Here is a 22144-nt window from a genome sequence, read left to right as displayed (position 1 = left end):
CAGGTTATGGCTTTTTTGAATCATCAGCGTCCACTTTGGGCATTACTTGCCGCAGCACCAATAGTTGCGACAATCAGTACCCATGTACAAGCACAGACATGGAAGATCAATCTACGTGATGCCGATTTAGCAGCATTTATTAATGAAGTTGCTGATATTACGGGTAAGAATTTTGCGGTTGACCCTCGGGTCCGCGGTAATGTGACCGTTATTTCAAACAAACCGCTGAATAAAGATGAGGTCTATGATCTCTTTTTAGGTGTTTTAAGTGTGAATGGTGTAGTGGCATTGCCATCAGGAAATACGATTCGCTTGGTGCCTGATAGTAATGTGAAAAATGCAGGCATTCCTTATGATGCGCGAAATCGTGCGGGTGGAGATCAAATCGTAACCCGTGTTATTTGGCTGCAAAATACCAATCCAAATGATCTTGTACCTGCTTTACGTCCATTGATGCCACAGTTTGCACATCTGGCAGCAGTGGCAGGGACCAATGCACTTATTGTTTCTGACCGAGCAGCAAATATCTATCAGCTTGAGAATATTGTCCGTAATTTGGATGGGACAGGGCAGAATGATATTGAAGCGATTACGTTGCAGTCGAGTCAAGCTGAGGAAGTGATTACATTACTTGAGACAATGAGTGGGACGGGATCATCTAAAGATTTGATGGGGTCTCGTGTACGTATTGTTGCGGATAATCGTACCAATCGTATTTTGATCAAAGGTGATCCTGATTCACGTAAGCGGTTACGTCAAATCATCGAAATGGTGGATGTGCCGTCAGCAGATCGTCTGGGGGGATTAAAAGTATTTCGCTTGAAATATGCAAGTGCAAAAAATTTAGCTGAAATTTTACAAGGTTTAGTGACTGGCCAATCAGTTACATCTTCATCAACATCTAATAACAATAGTTCCAATGCGATTAGCAATCTTATTTCAAATAATCAAAACAGTAGTAGCTCATCCAATAGTGCATCAGGAAACTCAGCGATTAGCCTAAATAGTGGTTTTAATAATCGCCAAAATGATGTGACCAGCTTTAATGGCGGTGGTGTGAGTATCATTGCTGATGGTGCGCAGAATGCCTTGGTGGTTAAAGCTGATCCACAATTAATGCGTGAGATTGAATCAGCAATACAACAACTGGATACGCGTCGTCAGCAAGTGTTGATTGAGGCAGCGATTATCGAGGTCGTTGGGGGGGATGCAGAGCAACTTGGTGTGCAATGGGTGTTAGGTGATCTAAATAGTGGTGTTGGACTGGTTAATTTTTCAAATCTTGGTTCTGGACTGTCCAAAATTGCAGCTGGTTATCTAACTGGTGGGGCTGCAGGAGCTGCAGGGGCTTTAGGGGATGGCGCTTCAATTGGTGTTGGGAATTTTGAAAACCCACGCAGGGCGTATGGTGCGTTGATACAAGCACTGAAAGCAAATACGAAATCCAACTTTTTATCGACCCCATCCATTGTCACAATGGACAACGAAGAAGCTTATATTGTGGTGGGCCAAAATGTCCCTTTTGTTACAGGATCTGTTGCAACACAGGGGAATAGTACTGTAAACCCGTACACGACGGTTGAACGAAAGGATGTAGGGATAACCTTGAAAGTTGTCCCGCATATTGGTGAGGGGGGATCGATTCGCCTTGAGGTTGAGCAAGAGGTTTCAAATGTTCAGCCTAATCGAGGGCAGGCAACGGATTTGGTGACCAGTAAGCGGGCGATAAAGACTTCGGTATTGGCTGATCATGGGCAAACCGTGATTTTGGGTGGTTTGATTTCTGATGATACAAGTCTAACTCGTCAGAGTATCCCAGTGTTGGGGGATATTCCCTATTTAGGGCGTTTATTCCGTGCTGATACGCGTAGTAATGATAAGCGCAATCTTTTGGTATTTATTCATCCAACGATTGTTGGGGATTCAGATGATATTCGTCGTATATCACAGCAACGCTACAATCAATTATATAGCTTGCAACTTTCGATGGATAAAAACGGAAATTTTGCCAAGCTGCCTCAAAATGTCTCGGATATTTACACCCAGCCAGTGGTAAATAATTCACCATACCAGAATGTTCCAACGGCGACACAGCAAAAGACCTCTGCAGTGACGACGCCAGTAGCAACAGCACAACCACCTTTGCAAAAGAAAGCGGTTGAAAGAAGTAAGAATACGGTGACCACGACGACGTTGCATCCCGCGTCTTCACAGTAGAAGCACACACGCACTTCTGTCACAATGTTATGATTGCAAGAGCCGATAATCAATAAATCAGGATAAGGGTTGATGTTTATGACTTGGAAACTACAAGCCATTACAGGTGAATTTACGGGGAAAGAACTCACGATTGAACGTGATATGTTGGTGGGCCGTCATCAAGAGGCTGATATTTTATTGCAATCTGCTGATATTTCGCGTCGTCATGCTGCTCTTTTGCTTAAAGAACACCAATTGTGGGTGCAGGATCTGAACTCATCAAATGGTACTTTTGTGAATGATGTGCGTATCACTCAAGATACAGAATTGCATGACGGTGATGTTTTGCAATTTGCGAGTTTTGTATTTAGCGTTCTTGCTCCAGAAACTGAATTGCCAGAAATTGAAGTGGAACCTGTAAATACAATTACACAAGATCAAGGGATGCCGAGTATTGCAGAAAGGGCAGCTGAAACTCCAATTAGTCGAGATGGTATGCCTCAGCAAGTGGGTATTCCTAAGCCTGCACCAATCCCTGAAGGGGTGAAGGTTGAGGTTTCTGCTGAACCAAAATCAGTGCCTATGCCAGAGCCTGTGTCACGAGTTGCGCAGGAAAAAGAGCAACAAAAAAATGCTTCAGTGGGTATGATTTCTCTCATTGTATTGATCATTTTAGCAGTGATCGCTTGGTTGTTCTTTAAATAATTACACTAAGCTTTTACAATCAAGGCATGCTTCGAGTTTCATTAACACTTTAGTCAGATGGTGTTGGTGTTTATTGAGGGATGCCTTTTCATTTTATAGGTGGAAATTTAATGTCCATTGCACAGTTACAACGTCGTGATCTTATCTTGTTTGATTTGGATGGAACACTTGTAGATTCTGCTGCTGACTTATATCGTGCAATGAATATTAGTTTGGAAAAATTGCACTTTCCTGTAGTTACTGAAGATCAGATACGAGCATGGGTTGGAAAGGGCGCCGCAAAACTTTGTGAAACAGTCCTTAAATATTTATTTGAGGATGCAAGCCCTCAGCAACATACGCTCTTGTTAAACACATTCGTTGATGTCTATGCACAAGAGTTATGTGTCAATACTCAGGTATATGAAGGTGTTTTACCTTTCTTGGATTATTGTCAAGCGCATGGGATTATCATGGCATGTGTGACCAATAAACCAGAGCAGTTGGCGAGAGGTATTTTGGATATTTTATCACTTTCATCTTATTTTAAGATGGTGGTTGGTGGTGATACCTTGCCTGAGCGTAAACCTCATCCCTTGCCATTATTGCACTGTATGCAGAGCCAAAATGTTGCTGCCGCACAAACACTAATGATTGGTGATTCAAGTAATGATGTTGAAGCTGCACGACGTGCAGGTATAGATTGTATTGTGGTCAGCTATGGCTATAATCATGGGGAGAATATTTACGATTGCCAACCGCAACAGGTGGTGGATCGTTTGGTGGAACTCGTTGAAGAAGATCAGATCAGGAGACAGGCATGAAAGTAGTTATGGTTTTTCGATGGCGGGCTTGAAAGAGCACTAAAGAAAAAACGCACAGAAATTAAAACCATAGAGAATATCCATGACTACCTTAGTACAATTTGAGCAATTAAAATCAGCCGGTTATAACACCATTCCTGTTTACCGCCAACGTTTAGCCGATACCGAAACCCCACTTTCCGTTTTTGCTCGATTTAAAACACATGAACATGCCTATCTTTTTGAGTCTGTTGAAGGTGGTGAAAATTGGGCGAGATACTCAATGATCGGTTTGGGTGAATCCACGGTTTTCTCATGCAATGCAGGTGTACTTACTGTTCAACAAACTGATGGTACGGTTACCCAACAAAATTGTACTGACCCATTTCAATATATTCGTGACTTCCAGCATCAATTTAAAGTACCAAGCAAAAAAGAATTGCCTGAACTACCGAGCTTTACAGGCGGTTTGGTGGGTTATTTGGGTTACGATGCTGTACGCTATATCGAACCAAAATTAAAAAATGTTCCAGCAGACGATCCAGTGACATTGCCAGACTTATGGTTAATGCTGTCAAAAACAGTGATCGTATTTGATAATTTAAAAGATACTTTATTTTTAATTCATCATGCTGATGCAAATCAAGATGATGCTTACACGCAAGCACAACAAAAATTGGATCAATTAGAACAACTGCTTGCAACACCTGTGAGTTTGCAGGCAAAACCGCATACAACGCCGCACTTTGAGTCGATCACGGGGAAAGAAAAGTTTCTTGAAACGGTGGAAACGGTGAAAGAGTACATTCGTGCTGGTGATGTCATGCAAGTGGTGCCAGGACAGCGAATGGTGTCTGATTTTGATGGTGAGGCATTACAGGTTTATCGTGCGTTGCGTCATCTTAATCCATCACCGTATTTGTTTTTAGTACAAGGGCGAACAATCGTTGATGACAAACCATTTCATATTGTGGGTTCATCACCAGAAATTCTGTCACGTTTAGAAGATGGGATTGCGACAGTGCGTCCGTTAGCGGGCACGCGACCACGTGGTAAAACCAAAGAAGAAGATTTGGCTTTAGAAAAAGATTTGCTTTCTGATGAAAAAGAGATTGCTGAACATTTAATGTTGATCGATCTTGGTCGAAACGATGTTGGGCGCGTATCAAAAATTGGTAAAGTTCAAGTAACTGACCAAATGGTAATCGAACGTTATTCACATGTGATGCATATTGTGTCAAATGTACAAGGTGAAGTGCGTGATGATGTCGATGCTTTGGATGTGTTTAAGGCAACATTTCCCGCAGGAACGCTTTCAGGTGCTCCTAAAATTCGTGCGATGGAAATCATTGATGAAGTTGAGCCTGTAAAACGTGGCGTATTTGGTGGTGCTGTTGGCTATTTAGGTTGGCATGGGGAAATGGACATGTCGATTGCGATTCGTACTTGTGTGATTCGTGATAAAAAGGTTTACGTGCAAGCGGGAGCAGGGTTGGTTGCAGACTCAAATCCTGAATCAGAGTGGAATGAAACCCAAATAAAAGCTCGCGCAGTGATCAAAGCGGTTGAATTATCGTCAAACGGATTGATTTTATGAGTTTTTAGTGGTTTTTTTTAAAAAATCACTTGCATCGATTCAGAGTTTTGCTAAACTGCACACCGTTCCGATACGAAACGTACGAAACATTAAGAAAGAGCCGGCATAGCTCAGTTGGTAGAGCAACTGACTTGTAATCAGTAGGTCCACAGTTCGAATCCGTGTGCCGGCACCATCTTAAGTTTTTGAGTTTAAAGTAAAAGAGCTGCACTGTGCAAGTGTGATTTGGTGGGATTCCCGAGCGGTCAAAGGGGGCAGACTGTAACTCTGTTGCGAAAGCTTCGAAGGTTCGAATCCTTCTCCCACCACCATATAACTTCGATTGAAGTGGTTAGTACCAACATGCGGGAGTAACTCAGTTGGTAGAGTGGCAGCCTTCCAAGCTGCATGTCGCGAGTTCGATCCTCGTCTCCCGCTCCATCGAAGAGGTCGCTCTTATAGCTCAGTGGTAGAGCACTCCCTTGGTAAGGGAGAGGTCTCGAGTTCAAATCTCGATAAGAGCTCCAGATATACAGCTTAGTAGAATTTCTACAAGATTTTAAAGAAGCAGGCTATTATAGTCTGCTTTTCAAGTATTAGGTGTCTAGTTTTTTAGGCGAATGTCGATAAAGAAGGTTTCTCAGGGTTGTTTTTCTCTAAACTGGTGTCGACGTAAACGAGGAAATCAAAATGGCTAAGGCTAAGTTTGAACGTAATAAACCACACGTAAACGTGGGTACAATTGGTCACGTTGACCATGGTAAAACAACTTTAACTGCTGCGATTGCAACAATCTGTGCGAAAACTTACGGCGGTGAAGCAAAAGATTACGCAGCGATCGACTCTGCACCTGAAGAAAAGGCGCGTGGTATTACCATTAATACTTCACACGTAGAATACGATTCTCCAACTCGTCACTACGCTCACGTAGACTGCCCAGGCCACGCCGATTATGTTAAAAACATGATTACTGGTGCTGCTCAGATGGACGGTGCAATCCTTGTATGTGCAGCGACTGATGGTCCAATGCCACAAACTCGTGAACACATCCTTCTTTCTCGTCAGGTAGGTGTACCTTATATTCTTGTATTCTTGAACAAGTGTGACCTTGTTGATGATGAAGAATTACTTGAATTAGTAGAAATGGAAGTTCGTGAACTTCTTTCTACTTATGACTTCCCAGGTGATGACACTCCAGTAATCCGTGGTTCTGCGCTTAAAGCGTTAGAAGGTGATGCAGGTCAATACGGTGAGTCAGCAGTTCTTGCGCTTGTAGAAGCACTTGACTCTTACATTCCAGAGCCAGAGCGTGCAATTGACAAAGCATTCTTGATGCCAATCGAAGACGTATTCTCAATTTCTGGTCGTGGTACAGTAGTAACAGGCCGTGTTGAAGCTGGTATCATCAAAGTTGGTGAAGAAGTTGAAATCGTAGGTATCAAAGACACAGTTAAAACAACTGTAACTGGTGTTGAGATGTTCCGTAAACTTCTTGACGAAGGTCGTGCAGGTGAGAACTGTGGTATCTTACTTCGTGGTACAAAGCGTGAAGAAGTACAACGTGGTCAAGTACTTGCTAAGCCAGGTACAATCAAGCCGCACACTAAATTTGATGCAGAAGTATACGTACTATCTAAAGAAGAAGGTGGTCGTCATACTCCATTCCTTAACGGTTACCGTCCACAGTTCTACTTCCGTACAACTGACGTAACTGGCGCGATCAAATTACAAGATGGCGTAGAAATGGTAATGCCTGGTGACAACGTAGAGATGTCAGTAGAATTGATCCACCCAATCGCAATGGACCCAGGTCTACGTTTTGCGATCCGTGAAGGTGGTCGTACTGTAGGTGCTGGTGTTGTTGCGAAAGTAACTGCATAAGCCGAATACTGTGTTACACTCAAATCGGAAGCTTCGGCTTTCGATTTGCGTAATAGGTCAGTAGTTCAATTGGTAGAGCGTCGGTCTCCAAAACCGAATGTTGGGGGTTCGAGTCCCTCCTGACCTGCCACTTTTTTTTAATAAAACCGCTTGATTCTGGCTAAGTTGTCATATAATAAGTCGCGAATTCTACGACGAGTAAAAAAATGTCGAATGATAAATCGCGTGACGCATCGAGCGACGCGCCAATCCCTCAAAGAAATAATGCTGCTGAAATTGTAGGCTCAAGTTCTCCATTAGATATAGTCTTGTGGTTGATTGCTTTGGCTTTATTAATCGGTTCAGCGATGGTAAATCAGCATTTACCTGCCTATTGGGCACCTGCAAATGATATTTGGGTGCGCATTGGGGTAATTTTGGCTTGTATCGTAGTCGCTTTAGGTTTATTATACGCCACCCATCAAGGTAAAGGCTTTGTGCGTTTATTGCTAGATGCGCGAATAGAACTACGTCGAGTGGCTTGGCCAACAAAACAAGAGACGATGACCACATCGTGGCAGGTTCTTTTGGTTGTAATTGTGACAGCAATTGTATTGTGGTGTTTTGATTACGGGTTAGGCTGGTTTATTAAGTTAATTATCGGGTAAGGTGCGATGAAACGTTGGTATATTATTCATGCCTATTCAGGCTTTGAAAAACAAGTGATGCGTTCGCTTAATGAACGAATTCAACGTAGCACGGTAGCTGATAGCTTTGGTGAAGTTCTAGTCCCTACTGAAGAAGTAGTGGAAATGAAGGACGGTAAAAAGCGCAAGTCTGAGCGTAAATTCTTTCCTGGCTATGTGTTAGTCGAAATGGAAATGAATGATGATACTTGGCATATCGTGAAAGAATGTCCAAAAGTTCTTGGTTTTATTGGTGGAACACCAGAGAAACCAGCGCCAATCACTCAGCGTGAAGCTGATGCGATTCTTGCTCGTGTGCGTAATCTTGGTGAAGCACCTCGTCCTAAGACGATGTTTGAACCAGGTGAAGAATTACTCGTTATTGATGGTCCGTTCACTGACTTTAAAGGAGTCGTGGAGGAAGTTCAATACGATAAGTCGCGTTTAACGTTGACAATTAATGTATTTAATCGACCTACTCAGGTTGAACTGGAATTTCGTCAAGTCGAAAAAACAGTTTAATTTGAACTGGTTGAGAAGCGCCCGATTTTATCGGGCATTGTTGTTCTAACACTTCGGTGTTGTTTAATTTTTGGGGAGCCTAACGGCGCTTGTACCCAGAGGTAATTTTCAATGGCTAAGAAGATTGACGGCTATATCAAGCTGCAAGTTCCAGCTGGTAAAGCAAATCCATCTCCACCAATTGGTCCTGCTTTAGGTCAACGTGGTGTAAACATCATGGCATTCTGTAAAGAATTCAATGCTGCTACACAAAAACTTGAAGTTGGTTTGCCAATTCCTGTCGTGATTACTGTGTACAACGATAAGTCGTTCACATTTATCATGAAAACTCCACCTGCATCTATTCTTCTTAAGAAAGCTGCAGGTATTCAAAAGGGTTCTTCTGTACCTAACAAAACTAAAGTTGGTAAGTTGACTCGTGCTCAATTAGAAGAAATTGCGACTACTAAAGAACCAGACTTAACTGGTGCTGATTTAGACGCTCGTGTGCGTACCATTGCTGGTTCTGCGCGTTCTATGGGCTTGGAAGTGGAGCTATAAGACATGGCAAAGTTAACTAAACGTCAAAAAGCCATTGCTGCAGCTGTAGAAGCAAACAAAGTTTACACTTTGGAAGAAGCAGTACAAGTTCTTAACAGCCTACCAGCTGCGAAGTTCAAAGAATCTTTAGATATCGCTGTAAACCTTGGTGTAGACCCGCGTAAATCTGATCAGGTTGTTCGTGGTGCGACGACTTTACCAGCAGGTACAGGTAAAACTGTACGTGTTGCAGTATTTGCTCAAGGCGCTGCTGCTGAAGCTGCGAAAGAAGCTGGTGCTGACGTTGTTGGTTTTGATGACCTAGCTGAAAGCATTCAAGGTGGAAACCTTGATTTTGACGTAGTCATTGCTGCTCCTGATGCAATGCGCGTTGTTGGTAAGCTTGGTACTATTCTTGGTCCACGTGGTTTAATGCCAAACCCGAAAGTGGGTACGGTTACTCCAGACGTTGCTAACGCGGTTAAGAATGCTAAGTCTGGTCAAGCACGTTACCGTGTAGACAAAGCAGGTATCATCCATGCTGCAATTGGTCAGATCGGTTTCAGCGAAGAAGCAGTACGTCAAAACGTTGAGACTTTAATTGCAGATTTAAAACGCTTAAAGCCTGCAACTTCTAAAGGTGTATACGTTAAAAAGATCACTTTGAGCTCAACTATGGGTCCTGGTTTGATCATTGATGTAAACAGCGTTTCTAGGTAATTAGACAGAATTTTAAAGCCTTAGATTTTTTCTTTGAAAAAATCTAAGCAAACTTTGAATTGATAAATGAATATTTATCAGCGTCAAAGACCTCAGGCGAGAAATGTCCTCGGATGTTTTTCTTAATCTTCCAGCCTGAGTAGACGCGGTGGTGTGATTTATTCCTCCTCCGCGTGCAAGTCTGAATTAGGCTTGCGAATTGGGAGTGCATCTGTTTGGGATGCATAAATCACCGTTAGGAGGTTTTACGATGGCTCTTCTTATCGAAGACAAAAAACAGATCGTTGCAGAAGTAAACGAAGTTGCTTCTAAAGCGTTCTCTGCCGTTGTTGCTGACTATCAAGGCTTAACTGTAGAGCAATTAACAACACTTCGTGTTGAAGCTCGTAAGTTAGGTGTTACTACACGTATCGTGCGTAACACTTTGGCTAAGCGTTCATTCGAAGGTACTCAATTCGATATCTTGAATGACGACCTTGTTGGTCCAACAATTCTCGGTTTCTCTACTTCTGAAGACGACATGGGTGCAGCTGCACGCTTGTTTGAAGAATTTGCGAAAACTAACAAAGCATTTGAGCTTAAAGCTGCTGCATTTGATGGCAAGCTTTATAAAGGTGCTGAAGTTAGCGTGATTGCAAACCTTCCGAACCAAGAGAAAGCACTTACTATGCTTGCCAATGTTCTTCAAGCTCCTATTTCGAAATTGGGTCGCCTTATTACAGCACTCAAAGAGAAAAACGAGTCAGAAGCGGCTTAATCCTATTTTCACACCATTCAATATCCATTTGGAGTTATTCTCATGGCTTTAACTAACGAAGAAATCTTAAACGCAGTTGCAGAAAAAACAGTTCTTGAACTTGTTGAATTAATTTCTGCTTTTGAAGAAAAATTTAACGTATCTGCTGCTGCTGTAGCTGTTGCTGCTGCTCCAGGTGCTGGCGCTGCTGCTGCTGAAGAACAAACTGAATTCAACGTTGAGTTGACTTCTTTCGGTGCTAACAAAGTTGCTGTAATTAAAGCAGTTCGTGAAGCTACTGGTCTTGGTCTTAAAGAAGCTAAAGATCTTGTTGAAGGCGCTCCTGCTGTTCTTAAAGAAGGCGTTTCTAAAGAAGAAGGCGAAGAACTTAAGAAGAAGCTTGAAGAAGCTGGTGCTACAGTTACACTTAAGTAATTCTGTAGGGAGTCGATTTTTTGAAAATCGGCTCCAAAAAATGGCTGATGGCTCTTGGGTCATCAGCCTTTTTGCGTTACAATAATCGGCTCGTTTTTTGTTAGTTTTGCGTTTTTTGCGCATATAATTAGAATAAACGGCTCAATATCAAACGCTTACCAATATTTTTTTGCTTATAAAAATATTGTTAAGCGTTTTAATACCACTAAAAATTGCAGCATTTGTAAACAGTGGTGGCCATATCGGCCTGCGTAATTCCTTCTAAGCCCGTTCTGCAGGCGGGTTTAGTTTACTTTCCGAGGACTCCAGATGGCATACTCATATACCGAAAAGAAACGGATCCGTAAGAATTTTGGTAAATTGCCCCAAGTAATGGATGCACCGTACTTGCTTTCGATTCAGGTCGATTCGTACCGTACATTCTTGCAAGGCGGTAAAACTCCAAAAAATCGCGAAGATATCGGTCTCCAAGCCGCATTTCGTTCAGTTTTTCCTATTGAAAGTTATTCTGGCAATGCTGCTTTAGAATTTGTTGAGTATAGCCTTGGTAAACCAGAGTTTGACGTACGTGAATGTATTTTACGTGGTTCGACTTATGCGGCACCAATGCGCGTAAAAATTCGTTTGATCATTAAAGATCGTGAAACGAAATCAATTAAAGACGTTCGTGAACAAGAAGTCTACATGGGTGAAATGCCGCTCATGACTGATAATGGTACCTTTGTTATTAATGGTACCGAGCGTGTAATCGTATCCCAATTACACCGTTCACCAGGCGTATTCTTTGATCACGATAAGGGTAAAACCCACTCAAGTGGTAAAGTGTTGTATTCAGCACGTATTATTCCTTACCGTGGTTCATGGTTAGACTTTGAGTTTGATGCTAAAGACTTAGTCTTTGTACGTATTGACCGTCGTCGTAAATTATTGGCGACCGTGATTCTACGTGCTTTGAATTATACCAATGAGCAAATTTTGAATTTGTTCTACGAAAAAGTACCTGTATATCTTGATATGGGTAGCTATCAAATTGACCTCGTTCCAGATCGTTTACGTGGCGAAATGGCGCAATTTGATATCTTGGACAATGATGGTAAAACCATTGTTGAACAGGGTAAACGTATTAATGCACGTCACGTACGTCAAATGGAAGCAGCGAACTTAGCTAAGCTTTCAGTGCCTGATGAATATTTGTACGAGCGTATTACAGCTGAAGATATTACGCTGAAAGATGGCGATGTCATTGCTGCAAATACAGTATTGAGCCATGAAATCATGGTGAAAATCGCTGAAGGCGGCGTGAAACAGTTTAATATTCTGTTTACAAATGATATTGATCGTGGTCCTTTTGTTGCAGATACATTGCGTGCAGATACAACAACAGGTCGTGAAGAAGCACTTGTTGAAATCTATAAAGTGATGCGTCCAGGTGAGCCGCCGACAAAAGAAGCGGCTGAAAACCTATTTAATAACTTATTCTTCTCTTCTGAGCGTTATGACCTGTCTCCAGTGGGTCGTATGAAGTTCAACCGTCGTTTGGGTCGTCCTTACGAAGTGGGTACTGATCAGAAGTCACGTGAAGTTGAAGGTATCTTATCGCACGACGATATCATTGATGTACTGCGTACATTGGTTGAAATCCGTAACGGTAAAGGTGAAGTCGATGATATCGATCACTTGGGTAACCGTCGTGTGCGTTCTGTTGGTGAAATGACTGAAAACCAATTCCGTGTTGGTTTGGTACGTGTTGAACGTGCAGTTAAAGAGCGTTTAAGCCAAGCAGAAACAGATAACTTGTCTCCACAAGATCTAATCAACGCAAAACCTGTTGCTGCAGCAATCAAAGAATTCTTTGGTTCAAGCCAGTTATCTCAGTTCATGGACCAAAACAACCCATTGTCTGAGATTACACACAAACGTCGTGTATCTGCGCTTGGTCCTGGTGGTTTGACACGTGAGCGTGCAGGCTTTGAGGTACGTGACGTACATCAAACTCACTATGGTCGTGTTTGTCCAATTGAAACACCTGAAGGTCCAAACATTGGTTTGATCAACTCGCTTTCTGTATATGCAAAAGCGAACGATTTCGGTTTCTTGGAAACCCCATATCGTAGAGTTGTCGATGGTCGTGTAACTGATGAGGTTGAATACTTATCTGCAATTGAGGAAGTGGGTACTGTTATTGCACAGGCTGACTCAGCAGTAGATAAAGATGGCAACCTGACCGAAGAAATGGTTTCTGTGCGTCACCAAGGTGAATTCGTACGTATGTCGCCTGAACGCGTAACCCATATGGACGTTTCAGCACAGCAGGTTGTTTCTGTTGCAGCATCATTGATTCCATTCCTTGAACACGATGATGCGAACCGTGCATTGATGGGTTCAAACATGCAACGTCAGGCTGTTCCTACACTACGTGCTGACAAGCCGCTTGTTGGTACAGGTATGGAAGCAAACGTAGCACGCGACTCAGGTGTCTGTGTGATCGCCGGTCGTGGTGGTGTGATTGAATATGTGGATGCATCTCGTATCGTTATTCGTGTAAACGAAGATGAAATGATTGCGGGTGAAGCAGGTGTAGATATTTATAACCTGATCAAATACACACGTTCTAACCAAAATACATGTATTAACCAAAATGTTATTGTGAACTTGGGCGACAAAGTTGCTCGCGGTGACATCTTGGCAGACGGTCCATCAACAGACATGGGTGAACTTGCGCTTGGTCAAAACATGCGTGTAGCGTTCATGACATGGAATGGTTACAACTACGAAGACTCGATCTTATTATCTGAGCGTGTACTTCAAGAAGACCGTTTAACATCGATTCATATCCAAGAATTGTCATGTGTAGCACGTGATACTAAGTTAGGTGCAGAAGAAATCACTGCTGATATTCCTAACGTAGGTGAAGCTGCGCTTTCTAAACTTGATGAATCAGGTATTGTTTATATCGGTGCTGAAGTTACTGCTGGTGACATCCTAGTTGGTAAAGTAACGCCTAAAGGTGAAACTCAGTTAACGCCTGAAGAGAAGTTGCTTCGTGCAATCTTCGGTGAAAAAGCGGCTGACGTTAAAGACTCTTCTTTACGTGTTCCATCTGGTACTAAAGGTACAGTGATCGACGTTCAAGTTTTCACTCGTGATGGCTTGGAAAAAGATGAACGTGCTCAAGCAATTGAGAAAGCTCAGCTTGATGCATATCGTAAAGACTTAAAAGAAGAATATAAAATCTTCGAAGAAGCAGCACGTGAACGTATTGTTCGCTTGTTGAAAGGTCAAGAGTCAAATGGTGGCGGTACAACCAAGCGTGGCGATAAACTCTCAGAAGATGTATTGTCTGGTTTAGAGCTTGTTGATTTACTTGAAATCCAACCAGCTGATGAAGCGATTGCTGAACGTTTAACGCAAATTCAAGTGTTCTTGAAAGAGAAGAGCATCGAAATCGATGAGAAATTTGCAGAGAAGAAGCGTAAGCTTTCTACAGGTGATGAGTTAACAACGGGTGTATTAAAAGTTGTTAAGGTTTACCTTGCGGTTAAGCGTCGTATTCAGCCTGGTGATAAGATGGCGGGTCGTCACGGTAACAAGGGTGTGGTATCAAACATCTTACCTGTAGAAGACATGCCGCATGATATTCACGGTGTGCCAGTTGATATCGTATTGAACCCATTGGGTGTACCATCACGTATGAACGTGGGTCAGATTCTTGAAACTCACTTGGGTATGGCGGCGAAAGGTCTGGGTGAGCAAATTGATAAGATGCTCCAACAGCAACGTACTATTGCTGAATTGCGTGCGTTCCTCGACAAGATCTACAACAAAGTTGGTGGCGAACAAGAAGATCTTGATAGCTTAACCGATGAAGAAGTTTTAAAACTTGCAGGTAACCTGCGTGCAGGTGTGCCTTTGGCAACACCAGTATTTGATGGTGCTGAAGAAAGTCAAATTAAAGAGTTACTTGAGCTTGCTGAATTGCCACGTACTGGTCAAACCGTATTGTTTGATGGTCGTACTGGTGAACAGTTTGACCGTCCTGTAACTGTAGGTTACATGTACATGCTCAAATTGAACCATTTGGTTGATGACAAGATGCATGCGCGTTCAACAGGTTCTTACTCGCTTGTGACACAACAACCGCTTGGTGGTAAAGCACAATTCGGTGGTCAGCGTTTCGGTGAGATGGAAGTATGGGCACTTGAAGCATACGGTGCAGCATATACCCTTCAAGAAATGCTTACTGTGAAGTCGGATGACGTCGAAGGTCGTACACGCATCTATAAGAATATTGTAGATGGTAACCATTATATGGATCCGGGTATGCCTGAATCGTTCAACGTATTGACCAAAGAGATCCGTTCTTTAGGTATCAACATTGAACTGAAAAATGGTGACTAAATCCCTTGAGGAGCTATAGCTACTCCTCACTCCCTTAAATAAAGAGGGAGTTTCTCTCTTTGAGAAGAGAGGCGAGGGAAGATTCCATATTTCAGTGAAAACAATATTTGTGACCCAGTCGGGTGAGCGTAGCTTCCCGACACACGGAGAAAAAAATTGAAAGACTTGCTCGATATCATGCGTAAGAAAACGGATTCAGAAGGTCATGCACCTGTTGAATTTGACCGTATCCGTATTGGTCTTGCGTCACCAGAGATGATTAAGTCATGGTCTCACGGTGAAGTTAAAAAGCCTGAAACCATTAACTACCGTACTTTTAAACCTGAACGTGACGGTTTATTCTGTGCCAAAATCTTTGGTCCAGTAAAAGATTATGAATGCTTGTGTGGTAAATACAAGCGTATGAAATACAAAGGCGTCATTTGTGAAAAATGTGGCGTTGAAGTAACAACTGCTAAAGTTCGTCGTGAACGTATGGGTCACATCGAGCTTGCTTCTCCAGTAGCACACATTTGGTTCTTGAAATCATTACCGAGCCGTATCGGTTTGCTGCTTGATATGACATTACGTGATATTGAACGTGTATTGTATTTCGAATCTTATGTTGTAACAGATCCTGGTATGACTCCGTTTGAAAAGTATCAACTTTTAACAGACGAAGAATACTACAATGCACTTGAAGAACACGGTGATGAATTCACTGCGAAAATGGGTGCAGAAGCAGTTCAGGATTTATTAAAAGATATCGATCTTGAAGCTGAGATTGCGCGTTTACGTGAAGAAATTCCACAAACAACCTCTGAGACGAAACTTAAAAAAGCGTCAAAACGTTTGAAATTGATGGAAGCATTCAAAGATTCGAACAACAAGCCTGAATGGATGGTGATGAATGTACTTCCAGTACTTCCACCAGATCTACGTCCGCTTGTACCACTTGAAGGTGGCCGTTTCGCGACTTCAGACTTGAACGATTTATATCGTCGTGTGATCAACCGTAACAACCGTTTGAAGCGTCTTCTTGACCTTGCTGCGCCAGATATCATCGTACGTAACGAAAAACGTATGTTACAAGAGTCTGTTGATGCGTTGCTTGATAACGGTCGTCGTGGTCGTGCAATTACAGGTTCGAACAAACGTCCATTAAAATCTTTGGCAGATATGATCAAAGGTAAACAAGGTCGTTTCCGTCAAAACCTACTTGGTAAACGTGTTGACTATTCTGGTCGTTCGGTAATTACGGTTGGCCCTACTTTACGTCTTCACCAATGTGGTCTTCCGAAGAAAATGGCTCTTGAATTATTCAAACCATTCATTTTCGCGAAACTACAAGCATCTGGCCAAGCAACAACCATTAAAGCTGCGAAGAAAATGGTTGAGCGTGAGACTCCAGAGGTTTGGGACGTTCTTGCTTCTGTAATTCGTCAACATCCAGTGATGTTGAACCGTGCACCAACACTTCACCGTTTAGGTCTTCAAGCATTTGAACCTATTCTTATTGAAGGTAAGGCAATCCGTCTTCACCCGCTCGTATGTGCTGCGTTTAACGCCGACTTCGATGGTGACCAAATGGCGGTACACGTTCCATTGACATTAGAAGCACAACTTGAAGCTCGTGCATTGATGATGTCTACCAACAACATCTTGTCACCTGCAAACGGTGAGCCAATCATCGTTCCTTCTCAGGACGTGGTCTTGGGTCTTTACTACATCACACGTGATGCGGTAAATGCCAAAGGTGAAGGTATGGTGTTTGCAGATACGCATGAAGTGAACCGTGCTTTGGCAACAGGGCAAGTTAATTTGCATGCGCGTGTAAAAGTACGTGTACACCAAACTGTGATCAATGAAAATGGTGAACGTGAACAACAAACGATTATTGTTGATACAACACCAGGTCGTTGCTTACTTTGGGAAGTCGTTCCTCAGGGTTTAAGCTTTGACATGATCAATCTTGAGATGACTAAGAAAAACATCTCGAAGTTAATCAACTCTTGCTACCGTAAGCTTGGTTTGAAAGATACCGTAATCTTCGCTGACCAATTGATGTATTTGGGCTTCCGTCAAGCGACGCGTTCAGGTGTATCTGTTGGTATGGAAGACATGCTTATCCCACCAACGAAACAGGTGATTATCGATAAGGCGGAAACTGAAGTTCGTGAAATTGAACAACAGTTTGAGCAAGGTTTCGTAACAGCTGGTGAACGTTATAACAAAGTGGTCGATATTTGGGCACGTACTAACGATCAAGTTGCGAAAGCGATGATGGATAACTTGTCTTATACACTTGTGAAAAACAAGCAAGGTGAAGACGAGAAGCAAAAGTCATTCAACTCAATTTATATGATGTCTGACTCGGGTGCCCGTGGTAGTGCAGCGCAGATCCGTCAGCTTGCTGGTATGCGTGGTTTGATGGCGAAGCCAGATGGTTCGATCATTGAGACCCCAATTAAAGCAAACTTCCGTGAAGGTTTGACAGTACTTCAGTACTTCATCTCGACACACGGTGCGCGTAAAGGTTTGGCCGATACTGCATTGAAAACTGCGAACTCTGGTTATTTAACGCGTCGTCTTGTAGACGTTGCACAAGATTTAGTAATTACTGAGCCTGACTGTGGTACAGCGGGTGGCTTAGTGATGACTCCATTCATTCAAGGTGGTGATGTCATCGAGCCATTACGTGATCGTGTATTAGGTCGTGTAACTGCTGAAGATGTACGTCGTGCATCTGATGATGAAGTGGTATTACCTCGTGGTACGTTGATTGACGAGAAAATTGCTGCTCAGCTTGAAGAAGCGGGTGTTGATGAAGTTAAAGTACGTTCAGTGATTGCGTGTGAATCTACATTTGGTGTATGTGCGAAATGTTATGGTCGTGACCTTGCACGTGGCCACTTGGTGAACCCAGGTGAGTCTGTCGGTGTTATGGCTGCACAGTCAATTGGTGAGCCAGGTACACAGTTAACGATGCGTACCTTCCACGTCGGTGGTGCTGCGAGCCGAACTTCGGCTGCAAACAGCGTTCAAGTCCGTAATAAAGGTACTGTACGTTTCCATAACGTGAAAACTGTACAACATGCCAAAGGCCATTTGGTGTCAGTTTCTCGTTCAGGTGAAATTGGTATTGCCGATGACTTAGGTCGTGAGCGTGAGCGTTATAAACTTCCTTACGGTGCAAGCATCTTAATTAAAGATGGTGAGACTGTAGAAGCGGGTGGTATCGTGGCGACTTGGGATCCACATACGCATCCACTCGTTACGGAAGTTGCAGGTAAAGCACGTTTCAGCCAGATTGCTGATGGTGTAACGGCGACATCGAAAACTGATGATGCAACAGGTATGACAACTGTTGAAATCTTGCCTGTAACAGCACGTCCTGCTTCTGGTAAAGATTTACGTCCTGCAATCGTGTTGGATACAACCGATGGCGGCGAACAGTTCTACTTCTTGCCACAAAACACAATTGTGACCGTTCGTGATGGTGAAACAATTGGTGTGGGTGATGTCATTGGTCGTGTACCACAAGAATCTTCACGTACTCGTGATATTACCGGTGGTCTTCCACGTGTAGCTGACTTGTTTGAAGCTCGTAAGCCTAAAGAACATGCGATCTTGGCAGAAGTGTCTGGTATCGTAAGCTTCGGTAAAGAGACTAAAGGTAAGAACCGTTTAGTGATTACTCCTGATGACGGTTCAGAGATCTACGAAGAATTGATTCCAAAATGGCGTCAAATCAACGTATTCGAAGGCGAGCATGTGAACCGTGGTGAAACCATTTCTGATGGTCCACAAAACCCACATGACATCTTGCGTTTGAAAGGCGAAGTAGCATTAACCAACTACATCGTGAACGAAGTTCAAGACGTTTACCGTCTCCAAGGTGTAAAAATCAACGATAAGCACATTGAAGTTGTTGTACGTCAAATGTTGCGTAAAGTTGATATCACTGATGGTGGTGATACAAGCTTCATCAAAGGTGAGCAAGTGGATTACATCCGTGTTGTTCAAGAGAACCAAGCTGTATTGGCTCAGAACAAGTTCCCTGCGAAGTTTGAGCGTCAATTGATGGGTATTACCAAAGCATCGCTTTCTACTGACTCGTTCATCTCTGCTGCATCGTTCCAGGAAACCACACGTGTGTTAACTGAAGCGGCTGTAACAGGTAAAGAAGATGACTTACGTGGTCTGAAAGAAAACGTTGTTGTGGGTCGTTTGATCCCAGCGGGTACAGGTCTTGCGTATCACTTAGAGCGTCGTCGTCAAGAAGCGGAAGCTGCTGAATTTGAACTTCACAATGACTTTAGTGAAGTTGACCAAGCATTTAGTCAAGCATTGAATTCAGACCAGTTCTAAATTCAAGTTGATTAAAAAAAGGCATCTTCGGGTGCCTTTTTTTAATGGAGAAAATACGAGCAAAATATTACAAAAACAAGGTATAGCACTCGCATTTGGTTACTTGATCTGATTAAAAACTTCATTAAAGCGTATTATTCTAGCGACATATGAGAGCGGAGTAATTCAAATGAAAAAAATGATGATGCTAATGGGTGCAGTATTGATGTCATCGACAATCTTGGCTGGTTGTCAACATGCAAGTCCAGAAAGTAAACGTATTGGTGCTGCTGCAATTGGTGGTGGTGCAGGTGGTGCTGTAGGTAAAAATCTTGGTGGTAATATAGGTGCTGGTCTTGGTGCTGCAGTGGGAGCTGGTGTAGCTGCAAATGCAAAAGGTGCGAACAGTAAAAATACACGCAATAGTGCGATTGGTGCTGGTGTAGGTGCGTGGCTGGGTGGTGCAGTATTAGGCGGTGAAGCTGGTGCGGCAACTGGTGGTGCACTTGGTGGTAGTGCTGGTGCGGCTTATGGCGAAAAGAAAGGCAAGTACTAAAATACGCGCAATATAGAAGAAAATGAAAAAAGCTCTTTAAATAAGAGCTTTTTTTTTATGCTTGTTAGTTGGAGAATAAGTATAAAGCTAGGGGTTACAAAATATCAATCGATTGGGACAGAGTGATAACACAATGTGATCAAATTCCTCATAAAAGAAGATTATGCTTTTTAGTAGAGCATAAAGGAGTGAGTACGATCATGAAAAGAGCAATTGGTTTAGTGTCTACTTTAGTGTTATCGGCGGTGATGTTTACAGGCTGTCAGAACATGAGTGCATCTGATCAGCGTATTGGTGCAGCTGCATTAGGCGGTGCTGTTGGTGGCGGTGTCGGTAATCATGTTGGTGGTGGGCTTGGTGCAGGTATTGGTGCCGCAGCTGGCGCAGGTGTTGGTGCTAATGCCAAAGGTGGTAGTAGCAGTACAACAACCAGTAGTGCAATTGGTGCAGGTATCGGTTCAGTAGTCGGAAAAGCAATTTTGGGTGGTGATTCGGGTGCCGCGATTGGTGGTGCAATCGGTGGCGGTGCTGGTGCTGCTATCCAAGAGAAGAAATAGCACGACACATTTTAACCTCTTTTCCAATATATCAAGAATGCCTGAAATTTATTTTGCAGGCATTCTAGTCTTTTGGCCGTATTATTTTAAACTGGCTTTGGATTTTTTACGTCGAATATAAAGTACTTTTTCTACTCCTGCGATTCGTGTTCCTGCATCATCAACGATATTTAAAGTGTAATGCCTATATACAGGTTCATGCTTTTCGGCCAAGTGTTTAATTTCCGCAATTTCATTCGCACTAAGTTGAATGTCTGCGTAGACTGTATTGCGGCCAGGGGAGAGGAAATTGATCGAAGCACTTTTGTCCCAGACAATATACTTGTGACCTAGATGGTGCATCAAAATAAGCATATAAAATGGGTCAACCATTGAATAGAGGCTGCCTCCGAAGTGAGTACCGACGATATTACGATTCTTTCGGGTGAGTGGCATTTTGACGCGAATAAAATAGTTCTCTAGATCAATGGTATCTATAGCGATACCTGCACCACGATACGGTGAGTAATGGTTGATGATAAATTTAGACACAACCGGAATGGTGCGAATTTTTTTGAAAAAGGCTTTCATGGTCAATTTTTTTTCTTGCAACTCTATTCATACTCCATAAGTATCATTTTTATTGCATTGCTGGCAATGGCTGTTTTATGACCAGGCCACTTAAAAACAAAATGGGAAAGAGTTATGCAAGTACAAGTAAAAACAGTGACCACATCTGACCAACAAACCTTGTGTGTGAAAACATGGGGAGATCAGAAAAAGACACCATTGGTTTTGGTGCATGGATATCCAGATAACCAAGAAGTTTGGGAACCAATTATTGAAAAATTAGTAAATGATTACTTTGTTGTAACTTATGATGTGCGTGGTGCGGGCTTATCATCGATTCCAAAACGCATTAAAGATTATCGTTTGCCGCGCTTATCTTTGGATCTACAGGAAGTAGTTGATCAAGTCTTACCGAATCGTAATTTCCATATGGCTGCACATGACTGGGGATCTTTACAGTCATGGGAATCAGCGACTGAGCCGAAACTTAAAGGTCGCTTGTTGTCTTATACAACGATTTCAGGGCCTTGTTTGGATCATGCATCTTTATATTTACGTGAAAAATTCAAATCTGCACCGAGCAATGTTTTGAAAATGTTAACGAAATCTTGGTATATCGGTGCATTCCATTTACCTTTGCTGGCTCCGACTGTATGGACATTCTTTAGCCCAGAAAGATGGGGCAAAATTTTGAGCGGTCTAGAGAAGAAGCAAGATTTACCATTAAATGCAAATATTGTTGCTGATGGTAAATATGGAATTAATTTGTATCGTGCTAACTTTATTCCATCTTTAACTCAACCACGTCAGCGCTATGCACAATGTCCTGTTCAGGCAATCGTATTACGTCGTGATGCCTTTGTAAGTCCAGAATACATTACTGAATCGATGCCAAAATGGGTTGAAAATTTTGAGTATGTAGAGTTGGATGCAAATCACTGGGCGGTACTCAGCCAACCTGAAAAAATTGCGGATTATATTCGTCAATTTATCGTGAAAAATGCATAAATAAAAA

Annotated in this window: 17 protein-coding genes and 5 tRNA genes; 21 read left to right on the top strand and 1 reads right to left on the bottom strand. The window is 42.6% G+C overall.

Annotated elements, in window-relative coordinates:
• The first annotated feature begins 6 nt into the window (after positions 1-6).
• From gspD to F2A31_RS14200, 20 genes are all read left to right on the top strand, one after another.
• Positions 7-2217, top strand: coding sequence for a type II secretion system secretin GspD (gene gspD, locus F2A31_RS14300; RefSeq protein ID WP_150027136.1), 2211 nt, complete (start codon positions 7-9; stop codon positions 2215-2217).
• A gap of 78 nt (positions 2218-2295) precedes the next feature.
• Positions 2296-2904 (top strand): FHA domain-containing protein, encoded by a 609-nt coding sequence (locus F2A31_RS14295; RefSeq protein WP_150027134.1) that lies wholly within the window; start codon positions 2296-2298, stop codon positions 2902-2904.
• Between the two features lie 110 nt (positions 2905-3014).
• Positions 3015-3707 (top strand): phosphoglycolate phosphatase, encoded by a 693-nt coding sequence (locus F2A31_RS14290; RefSeq protein WP_150027132.1) that lies wholly within the window; start codon positions 3015-3017, stop codon positions 3705-3707.
• 82 nt (positions 3708-3789) lie between these two features.
• The gene (gene trpE, locus F2A31_RS14285; RefSeq protein WP_150027130.1) at positions 3790-5283 is read left to right on the top strand and encodes an anthranilate synthase component I; all 1494 of its coding nucleotides are present in this window, start codon (positions 3790-3792) and stop codon (positions 5281-5283) included.
• Between the two features lie 99 nt (positions 5284-5382).
• Positions 5383-5458: transfer RNA gene (locus F2A31_RS14280), tRNA-Thr, on the top strand.
• Between the two features lie 52 nt (positions 5459-5510).
• Positions 5511-5594 (top strand) — tRNA-Tyr (locus F2A31_RS14275).
• Between the two features lie 33 nt (positions 5595-5627).
• Positions 5628-5703 (top strand) — tRNA-Gly (locus tag F2A31_RS14270).
• An 11-nt stretch (positions 5704-5714) separates the two neighbouring features.
• A tRNA-Thr gene (locus F2A31_RS14265) sits at positions 5715-5789 on the top strand.
• 163 nt (positions 5790-5952) lie between these two features.
• Positions 5953-7143 (top strand): elongation factor Tu, encoded by a 1191-nt coding sequence (gene tuf / locus F2A31_RS14260; RefSeq protein WP_150026484.1) that lies wholly within the window; start codon positions 5953-5955, stop codon positions 7141-7143.
• A 54-nt stretch (positions 7144-7197) separates the two neighbouring features.
• A tRNA-Trp gene (locus F2A31_RS14255) sits at positions 7198-7273 on the top strand.
• Positions 7274-7349: 76 nt separating this feature from the next.
• A complete protein-coding gene (secE, locus tag F2A31_RS14250; RefSeq protein ID WP_150027128.1) occupies positions 7350-7790 on the top strand; it encodes a preprotein translocase subunit SecE in 441 nt (146 codons plus the stop codon).
• Positions 7791-7796: 6 nt separating this feature from the next.
• On the top strand, positions 7797-8330 hold the full coding sequence (gene nusG / locus F2A31_RS14245) for a transcription termination/antitermination protein NusG (protein ID WP_004637638.1): 534 nt from the start codon (positions 7797-7799) through the stop codon (positions 8328-8330).
• A gap of 111 nt (positions 8331-8441) precedes the next feature.
• Complete coding sequence (gene rplK / locus F2A31_RS14240) at positions 8442-8870, top strand: 50S ribosomal protein L11 (RefSeq protein ID WP_004637639.1); 429 nt, start codon at positions 8442-8444, stop codon at positions 8868-8870.
• A 3-nt stretch (positions 8871-8873) separates the two neighbouring features.
• Positions 8874-9569, top strand: a complete 696-nt coding sequence (rplA, locus tag F2A31_RS14235; RefSeq protein WP_150027126.1) for a 50S ribosomal protein L1 — start codon at positions 8874-8876, stop codon at positions 9567-9569.
• 250 nt (positions 9570-9819) lie between these two features.
• Positions 9820-10326: a 50S ribosomal protein L10 gene (gene rplJ / locus F2A31_RS14230; RefSeq protein ID WP_150027124.1), complete on the top strand. Its 507-nt coding sequence runs from the start codon at positions 9820-9822 to the stop codon at positions 10324-10326.
• Positions 10327-10368: 42 nt separating this feature from the next.
• A complete protein-coding gene (rplL, locus tag F2A31_RS14225; protein ID WP_004637642.1) occupies positions 10369-10740 on the top strand; it encodes a 50S ribosomal protein L7/L12 in 372 nt (123 codons plus the stop codon).
• 309 nt (positions 10741-11049) lie between these two features.
• Positions 11050-15138 (top strand): DNA-directed RNA polymerase subunit beta, encoded by a 4089-nt coding sequence (gene rpoB / locus F2A31_RS14215; protein WP_150027120.1) that lies wholly within the window; start codon positions 11050-11052, stop codon positions 15136-15138.
• Between the two features lie 156 nt (positions 15139-15294).
• A complete protein-coding gene (rpoC, locus tag F2A31_RS14210) occupies positions 15295-19488 on the top strand; it encodes a DNA-directed RNA polymerase subunit beta' (RefSeq protein ID WP_150027118.1) in 4194 nt (1397 codons plus the stop codon).
• A 169-nt stretch (positions 19489-19657) separates the two neighbouring features.
• Positions 19658-20023: a DNA transfer protein p32 gene (locus F2A31_RS14205; RefSeq protein ID WP_150027116.1), complete on the top strand. Its 366-nt coding sequence runs from the start codon at positions 19658-19660 to the stop codon at positions 20021-20023.
• A gap of 200 nt (positions 20024-20223) precedes the next feature.
• Entirely contained in the window at positions 20224-20580 is a 357-nt protein-coding gene (locus tag F2A31_RS14200; RefSeq protein ID WP_150027114.1) for a DNA transfer protein p32, read from the top strand.
• A gap of 81 nt (positions 20581-20661) precedes the next feature.
• Here the strand turns inward: F2A31_RS14200 and F2A31_RS14195 are convergent, their stop codons facing one another.
• Positions 20662-21171, bottom strand: a complete 510-nt coding sequence (locus tag F2A31_RS14195) for a DUF4442 domain-containing protein (protein WP_171490605.1) — start codon at positions 21169-21171, stop codon at positions 20662-20664.
• A 93-nt stretch (positions 21172-21264) separates the two neighbouring features.
• Between F2A31_RS14195 and F2A31_RS14190 the strand changes: the two genes are divergently transcribed.
• A complete protein-coding gene (locus tag F2A31_RS14190; protein ID WP_150027110.1) occupies positions 21265-22137 on the top strand; it encodes an alpha/beta fold hydrolase in 873 nt (290 codons plus the stop codon).
• Positions 22138-22144 lie beyond the last annotated feature (7 nt).

This window comes from Acinetobacter suaedae, assembly GCF_008630915.1.
GTDB lineage: Bacteria > Pseudomonadota > Gammaproteobacteria > Pseudomonadales > Moraxellaceae > Acinetobacter > Acinetobacter suaedae.
This window is presented reverse-complemented; position numbering and strand designations above follow the sequence as displayed.

Coding starts and splice junctions, on each gene's coding strand:
- gspD (WP_150027136.1), top strand. CDS start 7: ATGGCTTTTTTGAATCATCAGCGTCCACTTTGGGCATTACTTGCCGCA.
- F2A31_RS14295 (WP_150027134.1), top strand. CDS start 2,296: ATGACTTGGAAACTACAAGCCATTACAGGTGAATTTACGGGGAAAGAA.
- F2A31_RS14290 (WP_150027132.1), top strand. CDS start 3,015: ATGTCCATTGCACAGTTACAACGTCGTGATCTTATCTTGTTTGATTTG.
- trpE (WP_150027130.1), top strand. CDS start 3,790: ATGACTACCTTAGTACAATTTGAGCAATTAAAATCAGCCGGTTATAAC.
- tuf (WP_150026484.1), top strand. CDS start 5,953: ATGGCTAAGGCTAAGTTTGAACGTAATAAACCACACGTAAACGTGGGT.
- secE (WP_150027128.1), top strand. CDS start 7,350: ATGTCGAATGATAAATCGCGTGACGCATCGAGCGACGCGCCAATCCCT.
- nusG (WP_004637638.1), top strand. CDS start 7,797: ATGAAACGTTGGTATATTATTCATGCCTATTCAGGCTTTGAAAAACAA.
- rplK (WP_004637639.1), top strand. CDS start 8,442: ATGGCTAAGAAGATTGACGGCTATATCAAGCTGCAAGTTCCAGCTGGT.
- rplA (WP_150027126.1), top strand. CDS start 8,874: ATGGCAAAGTTAACTAAACGTCAAAAAGCCATTGCTGCAGCTGTAGAA.
- rplJ (WP_150027124.1), top strand. CDS start 9,820: ATGGCTCTTCTTATCGAAGACAAAAAACAGATCGTTGCAGAAGTAAAC.
- rplL (WP_004637642.1), top strand. CDS start 10,369: ATGGCTTTAACTAACGAAGAAATCTTAAACGCAGTTGCAGAAAAAACA.
- rpoB (WP_150027120.1), top strand. CDS start 11,050: ATGGCATACTCATATACCGAAAAGAAACGGATCCGTAAGAATTTTGGT.
- F2A31_RS14205 (WP_150027116.1), top strand. CDS start 19,658: ATGAAAAAAATGATGATGCTAATGGGTGCAGTATTGATGTCATCGACA.
- F2A31_RS14200 (WP_150027114.1), top strand. CDS start 20,224: ATGAAAAGAGCAATTGGTTTAGTGTCTACTTTAGTGTTATCGGCGGTG.
- F2A31_RS14190 (WP_150027110.1), top strand. CDS start 21,265: ATGCAAGTACAAGTAAAAACAGTGACCACATCTGACCAACAAACCTTG.